Here is a 26,892-nt window from a genome sequence, read left to right as displayed (position 1 = left end):
TATAATAAAAGTCGGATAGCCAAGGGGGAACAATTATGAGAGCAGTGTTGATGGATGGTTTCGGCGGAGTTGAGGTGATGAAGGTCGGTGAGGTCGAGAGGCCGGTTGCCGGAGAGGGGCAGGTTTTGGTCAAGGTCCATGCCACCTCGATCAACAGGCCGGACCTGGTCCAGCGGGTCGGCAACTACCCACCCCCTGCTGGTGATTCCGAAATACTCGGGCTTGAGGTCGCCGGTGTTATTGAGGAGCTTGGCCCGGGAGTTACCGGCTGGCAGAAGGGTGAGCGGGTCATGACCTTGGTCGGCGGTGGTGCCTATGCCGAGTACGCTGTTGCCTATGCGAGCCATCTGATGCGGATCCCCGAATCAATGAGCTTTGAAGAGGCTGCCTGCGTCTGCGAGTCCTACATCACGGCATTTCTTAACCTGTTCATGGTCGGCGGGCTCAAGGACAAGAATACCGTCATCATTCACGGCGGCGGCGGCGGGGTGAATACTGCCGGAATCCAGCTCTGCAAGGCGCTGGTGCCAGAGACAAAGATCATTGTCACGGCAAGCCCGGCAAAGATGGGGCGGGTCAAGGAGATCGGCGCCGATCTCGTCATCGATTTCACTACCACCCCTGATTTTACCGATGCCGTCAAGGAGTTCACCAATAAGAAGGGGGTCGATGTCATTCTCGACCACGTCGGTGCCAAGTACCTGGCGCCGAACATGAATTCCCTCGGCTACGCGGGGCGGCTGGTCTTGATCGGCGTCATTAGCGGCATCAAGGCTGAACTCAACCTCGCACTGATGATGGTCAAGCGTCAACAGATCATCGGTAGCGTACTTCGCTCCCGCCCGGTCAAGGACAAGGGGGATATTGTTGCAGAGTTCACCAGGACGGCACTCCCCAAGTTTGCTGACCGGACCATAGTACCGATCATCGAGAAGGTGTTCCCGCTCGATCAGGTGGTAGAGGCGCACCGGATGATGGAAGAAGACAAACATTTCGGCAAGATTGTCCTGAAAATAGCCGGTTAAGGAGTAATGAACTGATGATAACCCATATAGTTTTGTTCAAGCTGAAGGAGCCGACGGCCGAGAATGTCGCAGCTGCTCGGGAGAAACTGGAGAGCATGGCCGGCAAGGTACCGATGCTCAGGCATCTTGAGGTAGGGGTGGATGTCGTGCGGTCGGAACGTTCCTACGATGTGGCGTTATACACGAAATTCGATTCAATGGCGGATTTGCAGGCCTACCAGGTTTATCCATACCATGGCGAGGATGTGGCGCCGTACATGCGGTCGATGAGTGCGGCGGTTGTAGCAGCGGATTACGAATCCTGATATAGAACTGGGGCGGGCAATCCCGCCCTTATTCTACTCTTCCAGCCTTCACGGTGAGGGGCCATTTCACAGTGCGCCGGACATGGGGATCGCCCCAGGCAGCTTCCAGTTCCTTGGCGATCAGTTCCAGGGGATCACAACCGTTGGCTGCTATATAGCGTCTCACTGCAGACCACGTTCCCAGATAACCGGTCAGACGCTTGAGGGTCCAGTGCTCTTTCATGGTGAGTCGAGGTGGTTCGAGCTGCTCGAAAGGGAATTCGAGTTCTGCATAGCCGGTATCGACATGGCGTCGCTCCGGAGGCCAGAACTGACCGACAATGTCGCTGTGTAGCTTTCTTATCAGCCGGTCGACTCCCGGTGATACCTCAAGCAGCCCATAGCTTACTGCCGCAACCATCCCTCCTGGTTTTGCAACCCGGCGGACTTCCGAGTAAAACAGGTCCAGATTGAACCAGTGCAGGGCCTGGGCCGCAACAATCAGGTCAGCGCATCCGTCAGCCAGTGGCGCTTGTTCTGACAGTGATGCCAAGTAAGCAATCTTCGGGTTGATGGGGGCCTGCCTGATCTGCTGAAAACTCAGATCAGTCGCCACCACCCGGTCAAACCATCCTGCCAGACCTGCGGAGAATTGCCCGCTGCCGCAACCACAATCCCACGCCAGCGAACGCCCTGGTGAGCGCGAGGCGAAAAATGCCGTAAGCGCGGGTGGGTAGACCGGCCTGAACTCATGGTAGGCTGCTGCTTGATCGGAAAAAAGATCTGGCGCGTGGATTGGGGACATAAGTCACTGGCTGCAGCTAAGGAGGCTCCGGGGGCGGAGCCTCCTGAAAGCTAGCGCTTGTAGTTGGACGGTGAGTGACAGGTCATCTTGCAACTGCCGCCGGCACCGGTTACCGTGACATTCAGAAGTATTTCGGAGCCATTTTTGGCTTTGGTCGCATTGTTAAGCAGCTTTTCCTGGGGCGCGGCATGGACACTATGGCAGGCCCTGCAGGAGAGGGATGCCCCTTTGACATGGAGCGCATGGAGGTTGGTTTTGCCGTCACGGAAACCGGTTGCCGAATTTATTTCGTCCTCGGTAAATGCCTTCTTTTCATGGCAGCTGAGACAGAGTGAATAGGCGTCTTCGCTGAAAGCTGTTTCAGGAACAACCGGATAATTACCTTTCAGAAATTTAGCCAGTACGCCGCCATGGGGTTCATGGCAGCCGGCACAGTCGTTTTCCGCAACCGGCGCATGCACTGATTTCCCTTTTGCCATTTCCGCATCGTGGCATTCGTAGCAGAGCGGTACCTTGCCGGCTTTCACCAGCTTTGCCAGCGGTGACTGGTGCGGCAAGTGACAGTCGCTGCAACTGCCGGACACCACTGGCGGGTGCGGGAATTTTTTGCCAGAGAACTTGGCCTTTTCATGGCATTCGAAACAGAGGTCAGCCAAGGCAACCTTGAGCAGTTTTTTGTACGGTGAATGGTGGGGCGCATGACACCCGGTGCAATCACCTTCCTTAACTGGGGCATGCACTGATTTTTCCTTGGCCAGGTTGTCGTGACATTCGTAACAGAGGGCGGCCCCCTGTTTTTTTACCCCGAAAAGCCCTTTTTGCCGCTGGTGGTTGCCCCCTTCCGAGTTGTGGCAGGCCTTGCAGTCTTTTTCCGCCACCGGGGGATGAGGTACTGCTCCGGTTACTTTGCTGGCGTGGCAGCTGTGGCATGGTTTGTCAGCAGCTGACGCAGCTCCTGGAAACAGCTGGGAAACCATTAGAATCATTGCTGCAGTTGCTGCCGTATTCAGAAATCGATAATTTATCTTCATTCCGGATTCCTTTCCGTTTATGATGGAGAACAATTATATAGTATCAGCAGACTATTGCTACTATGTGATGTAACTTTTATATAACCAAGCGTCCGAATGAAGCCGGACACACCATAAAAATAAAGATCCGGAGGATAGTCAATGTCGAATGAAAATGATCTGCGCCTAGAAGGGGAAGAGGATTTTGCAGCGCTACTGGCTGCAAGCGACAGCTCGTTTGCCCGTTTTACCCCAGGCCAAAAGATAGAGGCAACAGTCATCAAGGTTACTGCTGAATGGGTGTTTATCGATACCGGCACCAAGGGCGAAGGGGTCTTGGATCGTAAGGAGTTTCTCAAGGACGACGGCTCTCTTACCGTAAGTGAAGGAGATGTAATCCCTGCCTGGTTTATTGCCAGTCGTCACGGTGAGATGCGTTTCACCACGAGGCTTGACGGTTCCAGTGGTGGGAACGGCCAGCTGGAAGAGGCTTTCAATGGTGGGATACCGGTTCAGGGGTTCGTGGAAAAAGAAGTCAAAGGTGGCTATGAGGTGAAGCTGGGTGGAAGCCGTGCTTTTTGCCCCTTTTCCCAGACCGGACTCAGGCGGGACGAAGCACCTGAGACCTTCCTCGGCAAACATCATCAGTTCCGGATAACCGAATACCGCGAAAATGGCCGCAGTATTGTGGTTTCCCGGCGCGCCTTGCTGGACGAAGAGCGCCAGGCAAAGCGCGAGGCAGCATGGGATACGGTGCGCGAAGGGGAGATCGTCGTTGGGACTGTTGCTTCTCTGCGGGAATTCGGCGCCTTTGTTGAAATCGGCGGGATCGAAGGGTTAATTCCGATGTCGGAGCTCGGCTGGAAGCGGGTCAAAGATGCCGCCGAGGTGCTTACCGTTGGGCAACAGGTCAAGGTACTGGTCAAGAGGGTCGATCGTGAAGCCGGTAAGATCTCCCTGAGCCTGCGCGACACCCTTGCCGATCCCTGGGAGACGCTGGCAGGGAATTTCCCTGAAGGGTCCTATGTCAACGGTATGGTGTCCCGCCTGGCAAATTTCGGGGCCTTTGTCACCCTGGCCGATGGCATCGACGGCCTGATTCCGATATCGCGCTTAGGTAGTGGCAAGCGGATCAATCACCCCCGCGAGGTCCTGAAAGAAGGGGAGCGGATCGAGGTGAAGGTAGAGAGCCTTGATATGGCTGCTCGCAGGATATCTCTGTCATTAGGGGCCGCCAGCCGGGCGGTTGAAGAAGAGGAGAGCGAGCTGGCAGCTTTCCGGCAACAGGCTGTAGAGGGTTCGACCAAGTCTCTCGGCTCCCTGGGCGAACTGCTGAAGGCAAAGATGAAAAAATGAAGCATATCGGCTTCTTCTGCCGGATGATTGCGGCAACTGCCGCAATCATCTGCAGCTGCAGCACCTTTGTTCATGCTGATCCCGGCAGGGTGCTGAAACTCCGGGTAAATACCTCCCATGGTCTTGCCAATGCCCGCGGTGCGGTGGTTGACGCAGGGTTGAAGCTGCAGGACGAGGTTATCGTAACGCCGTCTTCTCCGGAAGACGGCCGTCCCTTCCTGCCCCCCGAAAAGTTCATAGTTGACGCGTTGAACGACGGCGCGTCTCTGATGTCGTCCAGCTTTAGTGGCTGGGACAGCCGGTTTGATTCGGCCCTCTACCCGAAGATGGTCGCCTATTCCCTTGCCCATGTCTATGCCTACGTCCCCAAGAAGCCGCAACCGAAAAATGTTCCCCCGCCGGCAGTATTTGTTACTGTTAATATGGTCGGAGGGCAGTCGGGCCATGGTATCGAGTTCGGTATGCCAACTACCTACATGGACGGCAAAGGCAAGAGCTCCTATCCTTCCGGGGTAACAGCGCAGCTTGCCGGGCTTCTTGCCTCTCTGAAATTCCGCCATCCTGACTGGAACTGGTTCGATGTGAAGGCTGCCCTGCGCGCAACTGCAGCCAATTATCTCTCCGGCTATGATCCGGCACGATACGGCTATGGCTTGATCGACTACTTTGCCGCAAACGCGTTAACGGATGCCGCCGCACTCCCTTTGTTTGCCCCTGCTGCTGTTGTTGCCCGGATTCGCAGCAGCAGTATCGATTTTGCCGTCAACTCTTTCCGGCAGTCTCGGCGTTCGGTTGACGCGGTTTTTACCTTTAAGACCCCTCCTGCAACCGGCGGCAAAGAGCTTACTTTGGGGGAGATAACTGCAATGGGGGGTACTCAGGCCTTTTCCGGAGAGACCTCGCTGCGCACCAACAGATACCGCTATACTGCAGCCAAAGAGGAAACCTTATTCTTTGTCTGGTTCACCAGAGATGCGCGCGGCTTTTACTCACGGATAGAGCCATATTCCATCATCGGGCCGGTCACGCTTAAACCGGGTTCTGGCCAACCCGGTGCCGCTAATTCAATTCTAAGAGAGGATTCGGATTTAAGTAGGTTTGCCCCTTGAGCCATGCCTGGTCATATGTTTCGGCATACTGCCTCAGCAGGGCGAGGGGCGCTGCCAGAGGAATGTTCCCCTGGCGGTAGCTTTCGATGGTTGCCGCTATTGCCTGTTTTTCTCCGCCGGAGAGATTTTTTTTGAAATATCCCATGACATGTTGCAGCACGTTGACATGTTTCCGAGGCGTTGCCTGCTGGGCGAGCGCTCTCATCAACAGCTTCCCGTAGCCCATTAACAGCTGTTCCCGATCGTGACCCATAGCTGTTGCCACAAGCCGCCCCATCTCCCGATAGATCACGATGCTATGCGCCATAACCTGTAGTTTGTATCTGGTATGAAACGCTACCAGGTCGCCATGCGACGGGCTATTCTTTGCAAACTGTTGCCAGTTGTGAATGGCGATCGCCCGTTCCATGAAATTTGCCCGCAGAGCCGGGTCGGCCAGCCTTTCCTCGTTCTCTACCGGCAGCAGCGGGAGCTCCCTGATCACTGCCGCAGCAAAGAGACCACTCCCGGATCTGGGGGCGCTTTTCCTGTTGGAAACCGCTACCCCGGAGATTCCGCAACTTGGCGAGCGCGCCTTGAGAATGAAACCGCACAGCTCCTCCCTGCGCAATTTCTCGATCTTTACCCCGCAGTATTCAAGCAGTTGTGCAGTCAGTTCTGCCCCGGAGCTGGTCACCACCAGTCGCGGGGCAGCAGGGTCACCCTCAAGATGCATTGCTTCCCGGGGGACCGGCAGGCCGCATTCCACCTCGGGACAAATCGGTACGAAGTCGAAGATAATGCCAAGGGTATCGGTGAGAAAGCGGTTGTGCTTATGGCCGCCGTCATACCTGACCTTTTCACCAAGCAGGCAGGCGCTTATGCCGATCCTGATCTTGCCTCCCATATATCACACTCCTAAATTTGACAATATTTGCCGGCTGCTTTATAACTGGAACGTTATCCCAATCTATTCCTGCGTCAAGGAGATTTACATGAAACGCCTTTTAATGGCAGTCGCCCTTTCTCTAAGCATAGTACCGGTCACAGCCTTCGGTTTCGGCAATATGGGTCAGCCACAGTGGAACTCTGCCAACCCCTCGACAGCTCCTGCTGCGCCGCAGTCTGCCCCACAGTCTCCCGCTCAGGGGGCTGACATCTCCGGACGGGTGGTGCAGACCATAAACAGCGGTGGATACAGCTATGTGCTGCTGAAAAAAGCCGATGGCGAAAAAGTCTGGGTGGCTGCGCCGGAGTTGAAGGTGAACGTTGGTGAGCAGCTGACATTCGAGGGGGGAATGGAGATGATCAATTTCCAGAGTTCCACTCTGAAGCGGACTTTTGAAAAGGTAGTATTCTCCAATGGTATTGCCAAGGGTAAAGACGGCAAGGCAAAGGAAGCGAAGAAGGATCAGCGTTCACCAGGGAGCATGGGTGCCGCAGTGGCAGTCACCGACGAGAAGATCAAGGTGAAGAAGGCCACCGGGAAAAACGCTTACTCCATTGCCGAGGTCTTCAAGAAAAAGGACAAGCTAAAAAACAAGCAGGTGGTGATCAATGCCAAAGTGGTCAAGGTGTCGTCCGGCATCATGAACAAGAACTGGATTCACCTGCAGGATGGCACCGGTAGCCACATGACTGCAGACAATGACCTGGTGGTCACCTCTGATGACATCCCGATTGTAGGTGACCTCGTCACGGTCAAAGGGAAGATCGAGACCAACAAGGATTTCGGGGGCGGTTACAAGTACAATGTCATCATTGAAAAAGCGAAGATAACCATCAATTAGTAGCCAAAAAGATAAAATAAGCTGTTTGCCAAGCCCCTGACTCAGGGGCTTTTTTTGTGTAATGGCCTGTTCGGGAGGGGCATGAAAATTGCTTAATTGTCTATTGTTAATTTTAATGCCGGGCTGTAGCTGACTGCAGCCTATGTATTGATGCGTGTTCCGGAGTTTTCATGATAAATATCTTTGCTGCCCTGATCCGGCTGTTTGCCGCTGTTCTGCTGTTTTTCACCGTTTCCATCCCCGCCGAAGCCCTTGCAATCGAATGTTATCAATGCCACGGCACTAAAATAGATGATACAAGCGGCGATTACCGGCCACTTGATGATTCGGTGCGGAATCCGCTGACCGGCGGTTTTCAGGGGAGTCACCGCAGGCATATGTCCGAAGGGGCAACCCCCTCGGCATGCGAAGCCTGCCACCCAGGCAGCGGGAGTTACCAGAGCGACCACCGGAACGGCTTGATATCAGTTTCGTTCACGCGGCCGGCAATTTACGGTAACCACTCTTCGCCTTTTCCACAGCGTCCAGATCAGGCGCCTGGCAGGTGTAGCAATGTTTCCTGCCACAGCGACGGAACCTCGGTGGCTACCGGAGTCGCCTCAAGTCTCACTCCCGTATGGGGGAGTTCCGGACAGCTCTGCTCCGCCTGCCATAGCAATCCACCGGCCTACAAGAACCATTCAAGCAAGGCTAACGCACACCAGAGGCATACTGCTTATTCCTGCAACTTCTGTCATTACGGTACCACCAGCGACGGTATTTCCATAACCGACCCCAACCTGCACGCTAACGGCGCCTATGACCTGTCTGACCCGTACGGATGGTATTTCAGCTACAGCTTTGCTGCTGCCGGGGGGAGCTGCAGTAACATCGTCTGCCACACTGACGGCACCGAAGTGGTGACTGAGAACTGGGTCTACCGCTCCGCCAACTGGGGGGACAGCGGCAAATGCACCGGCTGTCACAGTTATCCGCCCAACTACGCCAACGGCTCACCCAAGGCCAACAAGCACCAGATGCATCAGTTCAGCTGTAACCGCTGCCATTACTCCACCACCAGCAACGGCACATCGATAACCGGCCAGGGGTACCACCGCAACTGGAACTATGATATTTCCGGCCCTCCTGGCGAGACGTCGATGTATTACAATGGATCGTGGTGCGTAAACAGCTACTGTCACAGTAACGGCACCGGTGTTACCACCGGCACGGTCAGCAACAACAGTTCGCCGGGGTGGGGTGCCGCACCCTCACCTTTAACCTGCACAAGCTGCCACGCCTATCCGCCTGCTTACTCCAAAGGTTCCCCCAAGTCCAACACCCACCTGCTGCACAACTCCTATGGGTACAAATGCAGCCAGTGCCATTACGCGACCACGCAGAACGGCACAAGTTTGACTGCCGGCGGTAACAGCCACTTGAATCATGCCTACGATATCTCCGGCCCTCCGGATAAACCTTTAACCTACAGTTTCAGTTCAACCGGCGGAAGTTGCGGAAACAGTTACTGCCACAGCACCGGACAGGGGAAAGTGAATCCGGCAGACCCGCCGGTTTATGCCACGCCGACCTGGGATCAGAAGCGTACGGTCAGGTGCAGGATGTGCCACAAGGCTGGCTATCACGCCTATGACAGTTTTATGATGGATACCGGAAGTCATTACAAGCATATTCAGTTCGAGTCTACGCTCAGCACCTGCAAGCTTTGCCATTTTACCGAGAGATACAGCGGCATCGGGAGTTGCGGCGAGTGCCACAATTCAGGCACCACCACCATCGGCTCCGGCATCTATACCGATTTCTCGCCGCGAGGCCCGGAGCATGCCAATGGCGTGGTGGATGTGAGATTCATGCCGACTTATCCTGATCTCGGGAGTACGGTTAACTGGCAGTATACCGGGGATAGTGTGCCCGGAACAGCTTATGGTTCATGCCGCAATGTCTACTGCCACAGCAAGGGAACTCGCAATCAGCCGCCGTTCGAGTTCGGCAATATCTCGACGGTAAAATGGGGCGCAGGGCCGCTCCCGGTGGACTGCACCGGTTGCCATGGCGGCGACCTTGCCTCATCCAGTCCGATTACGACAAAATCCCACGGCAAACATCTTGGCCAGGATTGCAATAAATGCCATGCCGATACCGCTTACAACAGCCGTAGCGCAAAGCCGAACCGGCCGCTGAGCGATATGTACCAGATGTATTCAAAGGGGAGTTACCACACTGACGGTTATGTTGAGGTGAACTTCAACAATACGACCACAGCAATCGGCGGCAAGTATGCCGGGCAGACTGCAACCATCAACCGACTCCCGGGAGCAGCAACGGGAAGATGCAACAATGTCTACTGCCACACGAACGGAGTTGTGGTGGTTACCGGCGGAAGCTTTGGCAATATTTCAACGCCGCTCTGGGGAACCACCGGTCGGTTGAACTGCGGTTCATGCCACGGCAACCCGCCCGCCAATTACGATGGCCACCCCAAAGCGAATGCCCATCAAAAACATACATCAGACTGCAAGCAGTGCCATTATCAGACTACTGCCGACAATGTGACCATCAACAACCGGGCAAAACATGCCCAACACCGTTACGAGCTGAGCAGCGCACCGGGAACATCATTCATTTACACCTTTGCGGCCAACGGCAGCAGCTGCAGCAATGTCAGCTGTCATTCCAACGGCGGCGCCTCCCGCGACTGGGGCACCAGCTGTATCCATTGCCATGGCAATCCGCCAACTCCGGGCGGGCACCAGAGGAGCCATCTTGCCTATGGCTGCCAGAACTGCCATTACAGCGTGACCAGTAACGGCAACTGGATTACCAACACTGCCCTGCACAACAACGGCAGGAAAACCATCTCTGCCGGCCCTGGAGTCACTTTCACCAACCTTTCGACGATGACTAACTATTGCAGCAATGTCTCCTGCCACAACGACGGCACAAAAGTAGCTACCGGCCAACTCCACAACAGCGGGTACGGCTCCACCTGGTGGAACGCCACTGCCACTCTCAGCTGCTCTGCCTGCCATCGTGACCGGAGCTACTGGAGCGTTTACGACTACCCCAACGGCTCGCCCAAAGCCAACAGCCATCAGAAGCATTCCGGCACCAACCGGATCAGCTGTGTTTACTGCCACGCCTCCACCATGGACGGTGGCGGCAATCTTCTTGCCGGGCATAAGAACGGCCAGTACGATCTGAAGGCGTACTACAGCAGAATCAACTTTGCCTATACCTATGCTACCAGTACTGATCACAAGCTGGGGGGAACCTGCGCCAACATCTACTGCCATGGCGACGGCACCGCAGTTACCACCAATCTGCCGGTGACCGCAACGGCAACCTGGGGCGGCGCCTCGCTTGCCTGTAATTCCTGTCACGGCTATCCCCCTGCATACACGAGCAGCAATCCGAAAGTAAACGGTCATATGGGCAAGCATCTGCCGTACAGCTGCGATAAATGCCACTACGGATTCCCTTCCGGACACACCGACGGCTCTTACAATGTCTCTCCCGGAAATTATCTCAGGATGACCTATACGAAGTCATACTATTCGACCTGCAGCAATGTCTCCTGCCACGGAGACGGAACATCGACCACCACCTACATTGCGCCTGTGAACGGCCCTCTGCAGTGGGGAGCGACGCAGTCATTCAGCTGCACCAGTTGTCACGCAATGCCTCCGGCCTACCCTGACCGATCTCCCAAGGTCAATGCACACGGCAGCCACACCTCATACGGTTGCCAGGTCTGCCATTTCAACATCACCCCTGACGGTCTTACCATCAGTGACAAGAGTCGTCATGCAAACGGCTATTACAATATATCCAGCAACGGCAGCAACCCGTTCCGTTTTACATTCGGCTACAAAGGGAGTTCGTGCAGCGATATCTCATGTCATGCCGCTGGCGCAAAGCAGCGCAACTGGACCTATCAGCCGCTTGACCTCAACTACGTTATCCCCTCAGCCGACAGCACCGGTAATAATGTTACTACTCCGGTTCAGCTGGTGTTCTTTGAACCGGTGGATATGAACACTGTTAACGAAAACAGTTTCTACCTGAAGCAGGGAGAGACTCCGGTTGCAGGGAACTACAGCTACTCTAATCTCGGAGAGAACTACTATCTCGTATCGTTTACACCGACCCAGCCGCTGCAGTATTTCACAACGTACACAACTACATTTACCAACGACATAAAGGCTGCCACCGGAGTGAATGTGTCAACCGGCAGAACCTGGAGCTTCGCAACGGGTCACTCGCCTCAGTACGGAGCGGTTCTGACCCAGGAGTTCCCGTCTCCCTTTGATCTGAGCCCGTTCGCAGTTGCGAAAGGCTCGTGGGTACCAGATTATTATGTAAGCAAAACTTATATGAATGGTGTGTGGGCGACTTCTGCGGAAACATCGGTTGCGGAATCCGTTCTGCAGACACCGCAGATAGATTTGAGCATTTACAAAACCGTCATGCTCCAGTTCTCTTACAATCTGAAGTACACTGCACCAAACGCTGCATACGTTGATGTGAGTACGAACGGCATCAGCGGCCCCTGGACAACAATCTGGAGCAAAGCTGATCCCCTGGCTGCCGGTGTAACGGAAGGGAGTTATAGTGAAACGCTTGATCTTTCGTCGCTGATCAAGTACCAGCCAAACGTGATGCTCCGGTTCCGGTTCAATGTAACGCAGGTTCCGCAGGCCAACCAGGGGGCGTTTTCGGTGGACAACATCTATCTTTACGCCGACCCGAATTAGATCAGCCATTAAAACAAAAGGGCGCGACAGATGACCTGTCGCACCCCCCCTGACGGTTAAAGGGAAGATCGAGACCAACAAGGATTTCGGGGGCGGTTACAAGTACAATGTCATCATTGAAAAAGCGAAGATAACCATCAATTAGTAGCCAAAAGATAAAATAAGCTGTTGGATAAGCCCCTGACTCAGGGGCTCTTTTTTGTCTTATTAGGAGTTTGTTGAGTTTTGTTTAATATTGTGGATATCTGTGATTGACTTGAAACGGTTTATCGATATTCTTTTGTGTATACAGCCATTTGTGGTGTAACAACGGGTTATTCGGAATACAACTTTAGGAGGGGTTTATGGGACTGGCTAATTTCAGTGTGCGAACCAAAATATTGCTTGGGTTTTTCGTTGTTATTGCAATTACCGTAGCTCTCGGCCTCTTCTCTCTCTACGAGGAACGCAACTTGGGCGCAGAAGCGGAAAATATGGGGACTAACCTGATTCCGAGCATTGTGTCTCTGAGCTCTATCGAGCGAGGAATTAATGATACCCGGCGTGGCGAAATTCAGGCCAGCAACAAGCAGGATGACCTTAAGGCGGTTGATAAATACCAAACCAGACTTGGTGAAAAAAAAGAAGCTGTGGCAAAGTTTGCAACTGTATATGACAAGATGGAGTTGAGCAACGATGAAAAGAAAGAGTGGGTGGCAACCAAAGAGCTGATCGACAAATATTTTAAGTCAGCGAATCAGACCTTTGTTCTGATCAAAGAAGGGAAGAAGCAGGAGGCGCTCGACCACCAGAATAACGTCACGAAGACTGATTTTGACGAGCTATCGAAAAAGTTGGGAGAGTTGATCAAATATAATGAAAAAGAGGCCGAGGAAACCCTTAAGCGGGTTATCGCAGATAATCGCCAGGGGGTGGTGATGAGCATCGTGCTGCTGGCAATCTCGATAATTGTTGCCATTGCAATTGCCATTGTCATTGCCCGTATGATCAGTTCACCGGTGCAGCGACTGACCAGGGAGGTTGAGCGGGTTGCGCAAGGAGAATTGAACGTTCATATCGAGCATTCCGGCAGTGACGAAATAGCTCAGCTGTCTGCTGCTTTTGCAACGATGGTGGAAAGCTTGCGCACCCTTATCGGTAAGGTCAGCTCTACATCAACAACAGTCTCCTCGGCTGCCACCCAGTTGATGGCAACCTCAGAGCAGATTGCCACCGGTGCCGAGGAGGTAGCGGCCCAGGCCGGCACCGTAGCCACTGCCGGTGAAGAGATGTCAGCCACCTCCGGCGATATCGCCCAGAACTGCCAGATGGCGGCCGAGGGGAGCAATCAGGCGAGTCAGGCTGCCAGTTCAGGCTCAGAAGTGGTTAACAATACTGTCCAGGTCATGGCACGGATCGCCAGCCGGGTGCAGGAGACCGCCAAGACAGTCGAGAGCCTGGGGGCCAGGAGCGACCAGATTGGTGAGATTGTTGCCACCATCCAGGATATCGCCGACCAGACCAACCTGCTGGCTTTGAACGCTGCCATTGAGGCGGCCCGTGCCGGTGAGCAGGGGCGCGGTTTTGCTGTTGTCGCCGACGAGGTGCGGGCCTTGGCCGAGCGGACCACCAAGGCAACCCGCGAGATCAGCGAGATGATCAAGGCAATCCAGAACGAGACCAAGGGAGCCGTTGCCGCCATGGAAGCCGGAGTACAGGAGGTTGAGCAGGGGACCACGGAAGCAGCCAAGAGCGGCCAGGCGCTGCAGGAAATCCTTGAGCAAGTCAATGCTGTCACCATGCAGGTGAACCAGGTAGCTACCGCTGCCGAAGAGCAGACCGCTACCACCAGCGAGATCAGCAACAACATCCACCAGATCACTGAGGTAGTGCAGGAGACAGCCAAGGGCGCCCAGGAATCGGCTGCTGCCGCCAACCAGCTGGCCAGGACCGCCGAGGAGCTGCAGAGGCTGGTGGGGCAGTTCAAGCTGTAAGACCGCGATCTGCTATTTTTTTAAGGGGGGGGCTTTGCCCCTCTTTTTTTTAGTTATTCACTGGTAGGTAGAGAATGATGAACTGTTAATCTAAATTAATTTTAAGAGGATCTTATACAAACCGATATAAGTAGAATAGCGTTATAGGTATGAGTGTGGTGGTGTAATGGATAGGTATAAATAGTGTTCTCTCTATAGTCTAAGGGAGCCATGTCTAGAAACCTGACTCTTGGCATTCGTTATTAATGACTGCCAAACATCACGAAATATAGGAGGGTAAAATGAAGAGAATTGTTGCTTTGTGTGTGGGGATGATGCTTGTGATGGGCTTATCAGGGCTTGCTTCTGCAGCAACAACCAAAGCTGATGCTGAAGCGATGGTCAAGAAGGCGATTGCCTTCGTCAAGGAGAACGGCAAGGAAAAGGGGTTTGCTGAGATCAACAATCCCAAAGGGAAATTCGTCAAAGAAGATGTATATGTTACCGTTTATGACCTCAACGGAAAATGTCTGGCTCACGGCAGTAACGCCAAGATGGTCGGTAAAGACCTGATGGGGATGAAAGACCCTGATGGAGTAGCTTACGTAAAGGCACGTGTGGATATTGCCAAGTCCAAAGGTAAAGGATGGCAGGATTACAAGTTCAATAACCCGGTAACCAAGAAGATTGAGCCGAAAACGGTTTATGTAGAGAAATACGAGGATATGGCTTTTTCCGCAGGTGTTTATAAACACTAAGAGGTAGCGGTGGCCAGGCATAACCTTGTCTGGCCACCGCAAGACTGGAGGGGGTTGTATGGGTGCTGTAAAGAACCTTTCATTGGGTAAAAAGCTGTTCCTTTCCCCGGCTTTGCTGATGCTGTTCATGGTGCTTTCCGGTGTTTGCGCCTTCTGGGGGCTCAACAACCAGAACCGTGTCATAGATGATATGTACAACAATCGATTCGGAGCATATCGTTCATGCGCAGAGGTAATGGACAATTCCCTGCAAGTCCAGACCGATCTCTACAAGCTGCTGGGATGGGCAAACGCCAAATACGACTCCGCAAAAATAGAAGCACTTGCCAAGGAGCAGACGGTAAGTCTTAAAGCTACAGCAGATGCTCTGAAAAAATTGCATGATTCCCCAAAGACCAGTGCCGAAGAGAAAAAGCTCTATCAGGAGACCATGAAAAACCAGGCAGAGTATGCCAAGGCAGCTACTGATATGATGGACATGCTGCAGGCTGATCTGAATGCGGCAACCATGTTTATGGGGACGGCCGAAGAAAAATACCAGGTGCTGGGTAAGAGCCTCGCCGCACTGATTGCCCATCAGCAAAAGATAAGTGATGCCAGCTTTAAGTCATCCAACGAGAACTACCGTAAGGTGCTGTTAATATTTGCAAGCGTGCTGGTTGTCGCGATCATAATCTCGATTATCGTAAGCTTTGCCGTCAACAGAACGGTACTCTCGCCTGTCAGCCGGACTGTTACAGTAATCGAAGAGATCGCTGCCGGAGATCTGACAAAAAGAATAGATGTTGACTCCAATGATGAAATTGGCCAGATGGCCCAGCATTTTAACGGGTTTGCAGACAGGCTTCATGACACTGTGTCGAATATCGCCAGCTCTGCAACCCAGGTTGCTTCTGCATCCCAACAGTTATTGTCAGTGGCTGATCGGATTGCCACCGGAGCTGAAGAAGTTGCGGCTCAGGTTGGCACTGTTGCTACTGCAGGCGAAGAGATGTCTGCCACCAGTGGTGACATCGCTCAGAACTGCCAGATGGCTGCGCAGGGCGGATTGCAGGCAAGCAGTGCCGCATCCAGCGGGGCTGAGGTGGTGGACCGAACCGTTCAGGTCATGCACCGGATTGCCAGCCGGGTCCAGTCAACGGCAAAGAACGTAGAGAGTCTGGGCTCGCGGAGCGACCAGATAGGGGCCATTATCGGGACTATTCAGGACATAGCTGATCAGACCAATCTTCTGGCGTTGAACGCTGCAATTGAGGCCGCACGCGCGGGTGAGCAAGGGCGTGGTTTTGCCGTTGTCGCCGACGAAGTAAGGGCCCTTGCCGAGCGGACCACCAAGGCGACCCGTGAGATCAGCGAAATGATCAAGGCCATTCAGAACGAGACGAAGAGTGCTGTTGCTGCTATGGAAGAAGGTGTCAAGGAAGTTGAGAGTGGCACTGAAGAGGCAGCTAAGTCCGGGCAGGCGTTACAGGATATTCTTGAGCAGATAAATGCCGTCACCATGCAGGTGAACCAGGTGGCAACTGCCGCAGAAGAGCAAACAGCAACCACCGCCGAGATCAGTAACAACATCCATCAGATTACCGAAGTGGTTCAGGGAACGGCAAACGGTGCTCAGGAATCGGCAACTGCTGCCAGCCGGTTGGCCGGTTTAGCCAACGATTTGCAACAGCTGGTAGGGCAGTTCAAGCTATAAATGACTTAGGAGCACTTGCGGTAGCTTCTCTGTGTTGATTGTAGTTATGAAACCCCCTGATAACAGGGGGTTTTTTGTTGTGCTGGCGGTTTGGGGGGCATGAAAATTGCTTTAAAATAAGCAGGTTAAGCCCGTTTTACCTGTTGTTTTAGGCTAGAGTGCCTATGGGAGTTATCTCCTGGGGGGGATGCGCATGTTTCGATTAATGTCGGCTCCGCGATTTGCCTGCCTGATTACCTTCTTTTCACTTCTTTCTGCGATCCCTGTTTTTGCCATTGAATGCTATCAGTGTCACGGTGGGCAGACTCCACAGGATTACCGTCCGATCGATGCGGGATATCGCAATATCAGCACTGGCGGGTTCCAGGGAAGCCATCGTACTCATATGGCTACAACGGCTGTTCCGGTTACCTGCTCCCGCTGTCATCAAGGGGCCGCCGAATACGGCCCCGGACATGCCAATCGCCTGATAGAACTTGCTCCTAACATCAACTCCTCGCCATTGGCAGCGGTCTATCGTAACGGCAGCACCGCTTTCCCGCAAAGGCCGGTGCCGAGACTGGGGAGTTGCAGCAATGTCAATTGCCATTTCGAGCGGGAAACAAAGGTCTGGGGAGTTCCTCCACTGACAGTGCCGGATGGCTGTAAGGAGTGCCACGGCGCTCCTCCTGGGGGCGGCGATAGCGGCGCTGCTGGGAGCCATCCCCAGCACGATCTTTACTTTCCCGGTGCCAGTGGCTGCGTCAAATGCCATACGGATCACACTAAGGATGCTTTTCCGTTTAATCATGCAACCAGTGTCGGCAGAGGTTTGCTGCTTGGGATCCAGAACCCGGTCTCTTCAGTCCGCAGTCTTTATTCCGGGGCTCTGAACGATTATCTTCCTAAAAGCAGCAGTAACCAGTTTGGCAGTTGCAGTAACGTCTATTGTCACAGCAAAGGTGATAGTTTGACCAGCTATCAGCCGAATGTCGTGCCTTCCTGGGGAATATCGCTTCCGGGAGACTGCTCCGGGTGTCACGGCAATGGCCACGGAACCGGCACTGAGATTGTCAGCGGTTCGCACACTATTCATGTTGGCAAAGATTTTTACGGTCAATACGTCTATCAATGCTCAACTTGCCATTTCTACACCGCGGCAGGCAGCCAGGCCATAGCCAACCGTGCTAATCATGTCAATTCGCAGGTAGACGTATCGCTTGCCCCCAGTTTCGGTGGGGTCTATACCGCTGATGGGCATGCCCCGGGAGCGCCGGTCGGCACTTGCCAGAACGTCTACTGTCACTCCAATGTCCAGCCCGATGGCGGTATTGGCGGACCTACTGCCTATAACACACCGGAATGGGGCGATGCCGGCTCGATTCAGTGCGGGGGATGTCATGCCGGAGATGGTGGCCATGGCCACGGTGGTGTCAAGATGGCCACCGGCAGTCATACCAGGCACCTGGCTTACTCGTTTACCACAACAACCAACACGGTAAAATGCATGGTTTGCCACAAGTACACTAACCAGCCTTTTGTCACCAGCTGCTACGGCAATCCGCTCGCTGTTGAGTATGGGAACACGGTGTGCCACTGGGGTACCGGCGAACTACATGCAAACGGCAAGGTAAATGTCAGGATCGAGCCGACTTTCGGCAACATGAGCGCCTACCAAGGGAGCCCTGAGCCTGGTAATGGCTATGCAAATTGCACTAACACTTACTGCCACAGCAATGGTACCGCTATTGCCACCGGCGTCAACACGCCCAGCGCCACCCCCAACTGGGGAAGCGGGGCGATCGGTTGTACTTCCTGTCACGGCTATCCTCCGAATTATGCCAACGGTACGCCGAAGGCCAACAGCCACGCACGGCACTCAACCTGCAACCTTTGCCACTATGGCACCACCACTAATGGCGTTACGATCACCAATATGGCAACGCATGTCAACAAGGCATATGACCTAGCTCCGGGGAGCGGGGTATCTTTCAGCTACACCTATGCGTCAACCGGCGGCACATGCAGCAGCATCAGCTGTCATGGCGGCGCGAGCGCAGTTTGGGGGGCAACCATCCAATGCGGCGGCTGTCATGAGGTACCTCCGGCCACACCCTCTCACCTCAAGCATTTTTCCGGTTCCGGGGTAGAGGCAGCGTACGGCGACGTGCGGATCGCCCAGGATTTCTCCGCCAATGCCACCGGTTACCTTATGAACTGTGGCAACTGTCACCCGCTTGACCAGGCAAAGCATGGCAACGGTGCGGTTGATGTCGAGTTGTTCAATGCACTCGCTCCGGCAGGCTCGCTTAAGGCGCGGAACCCTTCAGCCGCGGCCTACAGCAATGGCACCACAGTTCACACCGACAGCAGAGGTTTTCGTTATACCAACGGCACTTGCAGCAGTGTCTATTGCCACAGCTATAACGAATGGACTACACCAGGCGGCGTGGCGAACTACACCAACTATTCAACTTACTTGCCACCGAACCTGGTCGAAACTAGAAATTACCGTCCTGTTACCTGGAACGGCTCAGCTCTCACCTGTTCAGGATGCCATGCCAATCCGCCTCGAACGAGGTATCCTGACAACGATCTTGGCTCAGGCGACAGCCATTCCTGGATAAATGCCGGTGGCGAGTACAATGCGCCATATGTGAACGGGGTGGAAGAGCGGCATAACGCGAATATGGGGTATGGGCCGATGTCTTGCCGGACCTGTCATTATGAAACCCTGAGAGTTGCCAATACTTGGACCCTCTATACCAGTAACAGTCAATACATGTGGAATGCCGGCGATGTCCCGATAAGCAATTATTCGAAGCATGTCAATGGCAGTGGCAGTGTTGATTTTGACCGGACCGACCCGGTTGTCTACAATACCTACTGGTCAGGCACTGTCACCATGAACCTCAATTCGGCTCAGTATGATGTCTCGCGCAAGACCTGCTCGAATGTTTCCTGTCATCAGGACCAGAAACTGATCCGGTGGGGCGTCCCGTACGACAGCTGGACTAACCAATGCTATGTTTGCCATAGCTATTGATGCTTTGTTTGCAGTGTGGTGTATCGCTAAAACTTATGCTCACTAACAAGTCACTTCCTGTTCTCAAGAAGTTACATTTTCATGCCACCGGAGACAGTCCGCCACTATTGCCGTAATGGTGGGGAGATTTCCTAGCGATTGAAGATGTTTTCCCTTGGTTTAGCTCTGTAAAGCCCAACGGGCTACTCCTTCAACTCTCTTTTCTTAACCAGGAGTGTCTTGATGCTTAAAGGTGATAGTCGAAAAAATTTACAGCGTGTAAGGACTAACAATTAGTTAGTTAGCTGTTTTTAAACGGAATCGTACAATATGCCCCCTCAACATTGTCGGCATAGCTTACAGTTATGTCATTAGTTGTTGTTGTTAAAACTAAAACCCTTTAATTATTGGGATGTTTACTCTGTGGCGCAAAATTTGCAATATTTTTCATTGGTGAGGTTTAAGGTGGGCCGTTTTTGAGTGAAATATGTAATTTTTTCTTGTATTAAATGGGGGGGGGAATGGTCATAAGTAAATTGGTTAATGTTTATACCAGCTCATTTCTAGTTTTGGTTGTGTGGTGCGGCACTGCGTTTGGAGCGTCATATACAAAACAATACACTATTGACCTATCTGACTCGGCTTATACTTTGAATTCCAATTACAGGTTTAATGTTGATAAATGGTCACCTTCTTTAGCGGGAGAGCAACTTACTTCTGTAGATGTATCATATAAGGTATCAACAGAAGGGCCCATGGTGTTTTATAATTGGAATAATCCTGGAATCTTATTAACCGGAGTGTCAGCTTCCTATCTTTTTAACCTTAACTTTCCTGTAAATGGCAGTCCTATCAACACTCAGAGTAATTTTTTCGGTGGAGATGTATTTGTTGATGCTGATTCTACCAATTACATTTGGGCTATCACTGCAGCAGAAGTTGGCTCAGGCGTTGATATTGCCCCGTTTGTTGGCAGTGGAACAATTCCTTTTGATTTTAAAGCCACTGTCGATTTGTTTTGGTTGGATAGAGGCGTTACCTGTTGCTATGATCAATTTTTAGTCCATTCTGATGTGTTCGTAACGTATCACACTCAAATCACACCTGACCCGCCACCTGTGCCAGAACCATCTACGATTCTTCTTCTCGGTGTTGGCCTTGCAGGACTCGCCTTCAAACGAATAAATAGACGTTTTTGATTAATCTTGTGGCCATCACAAGAGTCTAACTAGGCTGAAATTGGCCATCCCTTCTCATAACCCGCGGGATAGAATTTCTCTCTGGTTCGGTTGAAGTAGCCGAACTGGACCTGCGGGTATTCCTTTTTAATGGTTTCCAGAAGACGGTACATCCCAACCCCTTTCCCCTTCACCTCCATCCGCTTGTTGTAGAAATCAGGGTCTATGGAGAGGTTGCGCATCTGGATCATATCAACACCGGTCCGGCCAATGAAGGCCAGGAGCTGCTGCACTTCGTCGGGATGGTCCGAGACCCCCGGTGATACCAGGTAGTTGATCATGGTGAAGCGGCCGGCATCCTTGGCAATCCTCAGCGATTCCTCAACTGCAGAAAAATTGTAGCCAACTGGCCGGTAATAGGCATTGTACAGTTCTTCACGCACCGAATTCATGGAGAACCTGAATGAATCCATCCCGGCATCACACAGCATCCTGATCCGGTCCGGGAATGAGCCGTTGGAGTTGAAGTTTATCGTGCCGCGACTGGTGGCATTTTTCAACCGTCTGGTAGCTTCAGCAATGGTGTCTGCCTGCATGATTGGGTCACCTTCGCACCCTTGGCCGTAGGAGACGATCGGCTCATCTGCCTCGTTCAGGTGCGGCAGCATCAGTTCGCAGATCTCCTCAGGAGTGGGGACAAACGGTATCCGTTCGTGGTTGGAGGGACAGCAGTCGGACGGCTGGAGGCTGATGCAGCCAAGGCAGCGGGAGTTGCAGGCAGGGGAGGTGGGGATCGGGGCTTCCCAGCGCCTATAGAAAAGGTTTTTCGCGGCAAAACAGTGGTAATCAACGGCACAGCGGGCAAGCTGCACCAGCAGCCGGTTTTCCGGAAACTCCTCTACCCGCTTCTTTACCAGCGGGTCGAGCAGTCGGTCATCGTAATTACGCGGCAGCCAGTTTTCGTTGGTATCAACCCGGCTTGCTGCAACCACAAACCGCTCGTTCTCTTCATCCCACCCCACCGCAGTGTATGACCAGAGCGGGAGATGAACCTTCTTTTTGCTGTAGTCACAGGCCGGCAGCAGTGTTCTGACAAAACCGGGAGCCATGAAGGCCGATACTGCCTGGATCCGGTTCTCCCGCCTGCCTTCGCGGACCGTCTCTACGGTAACGTATTTTTTCTGCCTGTTGTCCCAGGCAATGGGCGGAGTGTTGGGGATGGTGAACAGCCGGCTGTCTTCCGGCAGGGGGATCAATTCGACATCTGCGGGGAGCACGGCAGTGTCACCGTTCATCCCTGCCATGCACAGCTGCGGATGATCGTAGATATTTCCCTGGGAATCAGCGTAGAGGAGTTTTGGCAGTCGTGACATTTTCATGCGGCTAATATGCCGTATCAATGACCTGTGGTCAAGAGCGTAAAAAAAGCCCCGGAGGTCCGGGGCTTGATAGAGTGCAGTCAGATAATGTCAATAAATCAGGTTTTTTCGATTTTTACCGTGGTGATGTTACCGCTTCGCTGAAGCAGTGCAGCAGCATTAAGTTCGCGGAAGTGGTAAGGGGCGAATAGCAATCCCGGCTGAAGTTTGGCGCTGACCTTGGCCAATCCCGAGATGCCGCCAGCTGTAGAGCTTACTTTGACGGTCGAGCCGTCGGCAATTCCGAGCCGCTTGGCATCTTCTTCGGCAATCTCGATGTAGCCGGTGCCGGAAACCGACAGGTTATTCTCCGAGCGGGTTGACATGGTGCCGTTATGGAAGCCGATGGCGCCAACGGAAAGGAAGAATGGAAACTGGTTGTCGACTGTGGCGGCACCAATGGTGCTGATGCCGTTAAAGTTGAAAGTTGCCGGTGTTGCATCAAGCTGTTTGACCAAACCGGAACAACGGCCATCTACCATTTGGCAGCTGCCGGTGTAAAAGGCGACTTCCTCTTTCAGCTCAGCCGTTACATCCGAGACTTTCCGGGCGTGCGGTTCACCGGTCAGCCGGTTGTACAGCTCGGCAATGATATCCCAATCCTCTCTTGCTTCGCCCGGAGGGGATACGGCGCGGGTCAGACACTGGATGCGATTGTCCGGAGTGGTGAAGGTTCCGTTCTTCTCAGCAGCGGCAGCCCCCGGAAAGACCACATGGGCCATCTCGGTCAGCTCGCTAGATGCGATATCCTGCACTATCAGCAGTTCGAGTTTGGCGAGGGCAGCCTTGATCCTGCCATTCTCGGGGAATGATGCCAGCGGGTCGGCACCGAGGATATAAAGACCTTTGATGGAACCCTGCTCAATGGCCTCGATGATCTGCCACAGGTCTTTGCCCGGTTTGTCAGCGTGCTTGTAACCAGGGAGGAAGTTGGGAGAAACCCCCATGTCGAGCATCCCCTGGATGTTGTTCTTCTGCTCGATCGCGATGATGCCGCCGTTTTCAGCAGTAGGAGCGCCGAGCAGCAGCGCGAGGTCGGTAATGGCATTGACGGCGTCGGTTGTAGCGTTGCCCCGGATGACATCGGCGCCGAAAAGGATCATGACATTCTTTTTCCCTTTCAGGTAACCGGCAGCTTCGTTGAGATCGGCTTCTGATACGCCTGCCGTTTCCGCAATGACCGACAGTTGCTGGGCTGCCAGTGATGCTTTGAGGGTGTCGAGCCCCGCTGTTTTCGCTGCGATAAAATCGGTCTTTTCTGCGCCGTTATCCAGGATAGCCTTGATCAGGCCGGCAACAACAGCTGTTTCCGCCCCTGGCTTGTATTTGAGATGGGTGTTGGCAAACTTCTTCATCTTGACGTCGCGGCTATGTGCCAGGATCACCCGGGCGTCATTCTTGGTGGCAGCCTTGATGGCCCGGTATTCCACCCCGGTTGATTCGGCGTTGAGATCGCTGCCGATAATGATGATCGCGTCAGCCTTGTCGATCTTGTCGATGGTCGGTCCGGCACCGGCGCCACCCAGGCGCTTCCAGAGGAGTTCCTTTGCCTGGGCAAAGCCAAATCTGGCCTCAGAATCGATATTGTTGGAACCGATCCCTTTTCTGATCAGCTTCTGGAACAGGAAGCTCTCTTCGTTGGTGACCCGCGGTGAACCGATTCCTGCAAAGGCATCGCCGCCGAGCTCCTTGATCTTCTGGGAGGCAAAGGCCATGGCCTTGTTCCAGTCGGATTTGGCTTGCGAAACCATCGGTACGGTAAGACGGGTTGCATCGTTGAGATAGGCATAGCCGAAGCGGCCGTTGATGCAGATGTTGCCGCTGTTGTAGGTGGAGTCGTCGCTGGTAACCCGCTCGACGCGGTTGTTGCGAGAGTGGTATTCGATCTGGCAGCCAGTGGAGCAGAAACCGCAGATGCTTTTGGTTACGGTAAAGGTCCAGGGGCGGCCGCGGAATTTGAACGGTTTGGAGATGAGGGTCCCGGTCGGGCAGGCGCCGACGCAGTTGCCGCAGAATTCGCAATTGAGAGGCTTAGCGTCAATCGTGTCGATAATGGTGTTGTCGCCGCGATTGACAACATGAATGGCATCGCAGCCAACGACTTCATGGTCGACCTTGACGCACTTTTCGCAGAGGATGCAGCGATTGGGATCGCTTTCGATCAGCGGCCAGTCGTAGCGGATCTGCTGACGCTCCAGGTTGGCTGAGTACCCCGGCCGATTGGCTTCCATCCCGTAGGTGCAGTTCTGCAGGTCGCACTCGCCGGCTGCATCACACACCGGACAGTCCAGCGGGTGGTTCACCAGCATCAGTTCCATGACTTTGCGCCGGATTACGGTAAGGTTCTCGGACTGGGTGGTTACCTTGATCCCTTCCTTGACCGGGGTGTTGCAGGCGGTCATGGTGCGGTCAACCCCTTCAACCTCGACTGCGCAAATTCTGCAGGCGCCGGTCGGGGAGACTTTTTCCAGCCAGCAAAGGGTTGGGATCGATATTCCTATCTGACGAGCGGCCTCAAGGATTGTGGAACCTTTTGCTACGGTTACGTCCCTGCCGTCGATTGTCAATGTGACCATATGCATTAACTCCCTGAAAGAGAAAAATATTTGTTAGACGGCGATCATTGCCATTCTATAGCAGCGCAGGCATCTCTCCGCTTCTTTGACCGCCTGACTATCCTTAAATCCCAGTTCTACTTCGCTGTAGTTACCGCAGCTTGCGCGCTCTTTGCCATGGACTTCGGCCTGGTGGGCCCGGCTGGCCGAATCAAGCCATGGCACCTGCTCGTTCTTGTCATAAACAGGGAGATAATTGAGGATATCTTCCATCAGGTCGTCATCCGACAGGTATGCCTTTCCTTCTTCGAGCCATCTCTGGATAACCCTGGCGGCGCGATGGGCGTTACCGATGCAGGCCACAACGGTCAGAGGCCCGATTTCGGCGTCACCACCGGCGAAAACTCCATCCATGTCGGTGATCAGGATCCGCGAAAGCGGGTTGCCCATGCCATCGAGCAGCGCCTTGCCGTCAGCCCCTTTGAGCGGGACGTTTTTGGTGACGACGGTATTCCACTTGGTGATGTCGATCCCGAGGTCAGGTGGAATGAACGACAGGTCCGGGTCCTGGCCGATAGCCGGGATTACGGTATCGCATTCAACGATGAACTCGCTGCCGGCAACCGGTTCCGGACGACGACGGCCTGAAGCATCAGGCTCACCCATGGCCATGCGAACGCATTCGACGCCGGTCACCTGATCCTTGTCATCGACAATGATCTTGGTGGGGAGCACCTGAAACTCGAAACGTACCCCTTCTTCGTCGGCTCCATCAACTTCCCAGACGTCAGCCGGCATTTCCTTGCGGGAGCGGCGGTAGAGAAGGATCGATTCGTCGGCGCCTTCGCGCAGGGCAACCCTGACACAGTCAATGGCGGTATTGCCGCCGCCGACTACGCAGACCTTTTTGCCCATGCCGGTCGGTTGTTTCATGTAAGCTTCGCGGAGGAAGTCGATGCCGCCTCTGAGGAATCCTTTATAACCCTTGTCTTCACCTTCCACGCCCATCGGCTTGGAGCGGTGGGCACCGGGCGCAATGAATACTGCCTCATGCTTCTGCTTCAGTTCTGTCAGCGAGATATCCTTGCCGACTTTGACGCCGTATTTGATCTCGGAACCCATGGAGCAGATAATGTCGATATCGCGCTGCAGCAGGTTACGCGGCATACGGTAGGGGGGGATGCCTACTGCGATCATCCCGCCGGCGAACCCTTCGGGGAGTGCCTCGTAAATAGTGCTGGTGTAGCCCTCCAGCGCCAGATAGTAGGCTGCTGCCACACCGGCCGGTCCGGCGCCGATGATGCCGACGGTCTTGGACTTTTTCGGTTTGGGAACCATGGGCGGCTTGATCTGATGTTGCCACTCATAGTCGGAGGCGGTACGTTTGAGCACCATGATGCTGATCGGCTCATCCACCTGCTTGCGACGGCAGGCGGTTTCGCAGGGGTGCGGGCAGACGCGGCCGCAGACGGATGGCAGCGGCATGTTTTCGCGAATGATCTCCAGCGATTCATCGTAACGATACTCTTTTATCGCCTCAATGTAGGCAGGTATATCGATGTGGGCAGGACATTTGTCCTGGCAAGGAGCGGTATAACGATGGATGAGGCGGTGTTTCGCCTGGGCGGTCTTGGTGCCGTTGATATAAGCGATGAAATCGTCACGGAAATGTTTTACCGCGTCGAACACCGGCACTGTCGAGGTCGGGCAAAGGGTGCATTTGCAGTTCTTCAACAGCTCTGCAAGATCCTCTACGACGGCCAGATCGGATTCCTTGCCTTTACCGTCGATAATGGCCGCAAGGGTATCCATGATAACCTTTGTCCCTTTTTTGCCCGGGGTGCATTTACCGCAGACATACATGGTCTGAAGGCGGCGCATGTATTCTGCCACCATTGCCGGGACGTCCACATCCCTGTCGTAAAGAATTATTCCGTCCCAGCCCATGAATGCGCCGAGGGGGGTCTCGCCGTTAAAGGTTGTAGGGAGGCGAAATACCGCCTCTTTTGCCTCACCGCTTGCGCGGTTGTCAACTATGTTTCTCCCCCAGCTGGAAAAAACCACCTGTGCCACGTGCGCCTCCAAATAACCGTGCGGCAGTGCCCGGAAATGTAGTAACTATTTGCTTTTGTTTGGGAAATTGCCTTGATGCCTGTGTATACAGTATGCAACTATTAGCACAACACGCCTTGTCTAATCAAGCTAAAAATAAAGTCCAT

At 53.8% G+C, this 26,892-nt stretch carries 17 protein-coding genes; 11 read left to right on the top strand and 6 right to left on the bottom strand.

The genetic code is table 11. The features are described from left to right. The first annotated feature begins 35 nt into the window (after window positions 1–35). Together KI809_RS04130 and KI809_RS04125 are read left to right on the top strand one after the other, a co-directional pair. A complete protein-coding gene (locus tag KI809_RS04130) occupies window positions 36–1,025 on the top strand; it encodes an NAD(P)H-quinone oxidoreductase (RefSeq protein WP_214170226.1) in 990 nt (329 codons plus the stop codon). 14 nt (window positions 1,026–1,039) lie between these two features. After that, on the top strand, window positions 1,040–1,330 hold the full coding sequence (locus KI809_RS04125) for a Dabb family protein (RefSeq protein ID WP_214170225.1): 291 nt from the start codon (window positions 1,040–1,042) through the stop codon (window positions 1,328–1,330). 28 nt (window positions 1,331–1,358) lie between these two features. On the opposite strand, the gene KI809_RS04120 is transcribed toward KI809_RS04125, so the two are convergent. Next, window positions 1,359–2,114, bottom strand: a complete 756-nt coding sequence (locus KI809_RS04120; protein ID WP_214170224.1) for a class I SAM-dependent methyltransferase — start codon at window positions 2,112–2,114, stop codon at window positions 1,359–1,361. Between the two features lie 50 nt (window positions 2,115–2,164). Next, on the bottom strand, window positions 2,165–3,145 hold the full coding sequence (locus tag KI809_RS04115; RefSeq protein WP_214170223.1) for a cytochrome c3 family protein: 981 nt from the start codon (window positions 3,143–3,145) through the stop codon (window positions 2,165–2,167). Between the two features lie 141 nt (window positions 3,146–3,286). On the opposite strand from KI809_RS04115, the gene rpsA reads away from it, so the two are divergent. Then, window positions 3,287–4,480, top strand: a complete 1,194-nt coding sequence (gene rpsA / locus KI809_RS04110) for a 30S ribosomal protein S1 (RefSeq protein WP_214170222.1) — start codon at window positions 3,287–3,289, stop codon at window positions 4,478–4,480. Then, the gene (locus KI809_RS04105; RefSeq protein ID WP_214170221.1) at window positions 4,477–5,589 is read left to right on the top strand and encodes a S8/S53 family peptidase; all 1,113 of its coding nucleotides are present in this window, start codon (window positions 4,477–4,479) and stop codon (window positions 5,587–5,589) included. Before rpsA ends, KI809_RS04105 begins: the two co-directional genes overlap by 4 nt. Here KI809_RS04105 and KI809_RS04100 read toward each other — a convergent pair. After that, on the bottom strand, window positions 5,540–6,475 hold the full coding sequence (locus KI809_RS04100) for a YbgA family protein (protein WP_214170220.1): 936 nt from the start codon (window positions 6,473–6,475) through the stop codon (window positions 5,540–5,542). The two genes, KI809_RS04105 and KI809_RS04100, sit on opposite strands and share 50 nt — an antisense overlap. An 88-nt stretch (window positions 6,476–6,563) precedes the next feature. On the opposite strand from KI809_RS04100, the gene KI809_RS04095 reads away from it, so the two are divergent. From KI809_RS04095 to KI809_RS04065, 7 genes are all read left to right on the top strand, one after another. Continuing rightward, entirely contained in the window at window positions 6,564–7,358 is a 795-nt protein-coding gene (locus KI809_RS04095) for a DNA-binding protein (RefSeq protein WP_214170219.1), read from the top strand. A gap of 170 nt (window positions 7,359–7,528) precedes the next feature. Further along, complete coding sequence (locus KI809_RS04090; RefSeq protein WP_214170218.1) at window positions 7,529–12,112, top strand: CxxxxCH/CxxCH domain c-type cytochrome; 4,584 nt, start codon at window positions 7,529–7,531, stop codon at window positions 12,110–12,112. A gap of 344 nt (window positions 12,113–12,456) precedes the next feature. Then, on the top strand, window positions 12,457–14,085 hold the full coding sequence (locus KI809_RS04085; RefSeq protein ID WP_214170217.1) for a methyl-accepting chemotaxis protein: 1,629 nt from the start codon (window positions 12,457–12,459) through the stop codon (window positions 14,083–14,085). Between the two features lie 281 nt (window positions 14,086–14,366). Further along, complete coding sequence (locus tag KI809_RS04080; protein WP_214170216.1) at window positions 14,367–14,822, top strand: cache domain-containing protein; 456 nt, start codon at window positions 14,367–14,369, stop codon at window positions 14,820–14,822. A 58-nt stretch (window positions 14,823–14,880) separates the two neighbouring features. Then, window positions 14,881–16,518, top strand: coding sequence for a methyl-accepting chemotaxis protein (locus KI809_RS04075; RefSeq protein WP_214170215.1), 1,638 nt, complete (start codon window positions 14,881–14,883; stop codon window positions 16,516–16,518). 193 nt (window positions 16,519–16,711) lie between these two features. Further along, window positions 16,712–19,543 carry a CxxxxCH/CxxCH domain c-type cytochrome gene (locus KI809_RS04070; protein WP_214170214.1) on the top strand — a complete coding sequence of 944 codons (2,832 nt, stop codon included), beginning with the start codon at window positions 16,712–16,714 and terminating at the stop codon, window positions 19,541–19,543. A 500-nt stretch (window positions 19,544–20,043) separates the two neighbouring features. Then, window positions 20,044–20,721, top strand: coding sequence for a PEP-CTERM sorting domain-containing protein (locus tag KI809_RS04065; RefSeq protein ID WP_214170213.1), 678 nt, complete (start codon window positions 20,044–20,046; stop codon window positions 20,719–20,721). Window positions 20,722–20,750: 29 nt separating this feature from the next. Here KI809_RS04065 and KI809_RS04060 read toward each other — a convergent pair whose 3' ends face one another. The 3 genes from KI809_RS04060 to KI809_RS04050 all read right to left on the bottom strand — a co-directional run bounded on the left by KI809_RS04060 (window position 20,751) and on the right by KI809_RS04050 (window position 26,746). Continuing rightward, window positions 20,751–22,079 carry a radical SAM family protein gene (locus KI809_RS04060; protein WP_214170212.1) on the bottom strand — a complete coding sequence of 443 codons (1,329 nt, stop codon included), beginning with the start codon at window positions 22,077–22,079 and terminating at the stop codon, window positions 20,751–20,753. Between the two features lie 98 nt (window positions 22,080–22,177). Next, a complete protein-coding gene (locus KI809_RS04055) occupies window positions 22,178–24,694 on the bottom strand; it encodes a molybdopterin-dependent oxidoreductase (protein WP_214170211.1) in 2,517 nt (838 codons plus the stop codon). A gap of 33 nt (window positions 24,695–24,727) precedes the next feature. Continuing rightward, window positions 24,728–26,746, bottom strand: coding sequence for an FAD-dependent oxidoreductase (locus tag KI809_RS04050; RefSeq protein WP_214170210.1), 2,019 nt, complete (start codon window positions 26,744–26,746; stop codon window positions 24,728–24,730). Between the last annotated feature and the right edge of the window lie 146 nt (window positions 26,747–26,892).

It is taken from the genome of Geoanaerobacter pelophilus (assembly GCF_018476885.1).
Lineage (GTDB): Bacteria > Desulfobacterota > Desulfuromonadia > Geobacterales > DSM-12255 > Geoanaerobacter > Geoanaerobacter pelophilus.
Note: the sequence above shows the minus strand (reverse complement) of the source record. Positions and strands in the feature narration are given on the sequence as shown.

Coding starts and splice junctions, on each gene's coding strand:
- KI809_RS04130 (WP_214170226.1), top strand. CDS start 36: ATGAGAGCAGTGTTGATGGATGGTTTCGGCGGAGTTGAGGTGATGAAG.
- KI809_RS04125 (WP_214170225.1), top strand. CDS start 1,040: ATGATAACCCATATAGTTTTGTTCAAGCTGAAGGAGCCGACGGCCGAG.
- KI809_RS04120 (WP_214170224.1), bottom strand. CDS start 2,114: ATGTCCCCAATCCACGCGCCAGATCTTTTTTCCGATCAAGCAGCAGCC.
- KI809_RS04115 (WP_214170223.1), bottom strand. CDS start 3,145: ATGAAGATAAATTATCGATTTCTGAATACGGCAGCAACTGCAGCAATG.
- rpsA (WP_214170222.1), top strand. CDS start 3,287: ATGTCGAATGAAAATGATCTGCGCCTAGAAGGGGAAGAGGATTTTGCA.
- KI809_RS04105 (WP_214170221.1), top strand. CDS start 4,477: ATGAAGCATATCGGCTTCTTCTGCCGGATGATTGCGGCAACTGCCGCA.
- KI809_RS04100 (WP_214170220.1), bottom strand. CDS start 6,475: ATGGGAGGCAAGATCAGGATCGGCATAAGCGCCTGCCTGCTTGGTGAA.
- KI809_RS04095 (WP_214170219.1), top strand. CDS start 6,564: ATGAAACGCCTTTTAATGGCAGTCGCCCTTTCTCTAAGCATAGTACCG.
- KI809_RS04090 (WP_214170218.1), top strand. CDS start 7,529: ATGATAAATATCTTTGCTGCCCTGATCCGGCTGTTTGCCGCTGTTCTG.
- KI809_RS04085 (WP_214170217.1), top strand. CDS start 12,457: ATGGGACTGGCTAATTTCAGTGTGCGAACCAAAATATTGCTTGGGTTT.
- KI809_RS04080 (WP_214170216.1), top strand. CDS start 14,367: ATGAAGAGAATTGTTGCTTTGTGTGTGGGGATGATGCTTGTGATGGGC.
- KI809_RS04075 (WP_214170215.1), top strand. CDS start 14,881: ATGGGTGCTGTAAAGAACCTTTCATTGGGTAAAAAGCTGTTCCTTTCC.
- KI809_RS04070 (WP_214170214.1), top strand. CDS start 16,712: ATGTTTCGATTAATGTCGGCTCCGCGATTTGCCTGCCTGATTACCTTC.
- KI809_RS04065 (WP_214170213.1), top strand. CDS start 20,044: ATGGTCATAAGTAAATTGGTTAATGTTTATACCAGCTCATTTCTAGTT.
- KI809_RS04060 (WP_214170212.1), bottom strand. CDS start 22,079: ATGAAAATGTCACGACTGCCAAAACTCCTCTACGCTGATTCCCAGGGA.
- KI809_RS04055 (WP_214170211.1), bottom strand. CDS start 24,694: ATGGTCACATTGACAATCGACGGCAGGGACGTAACCGTAGCAAAAGGT.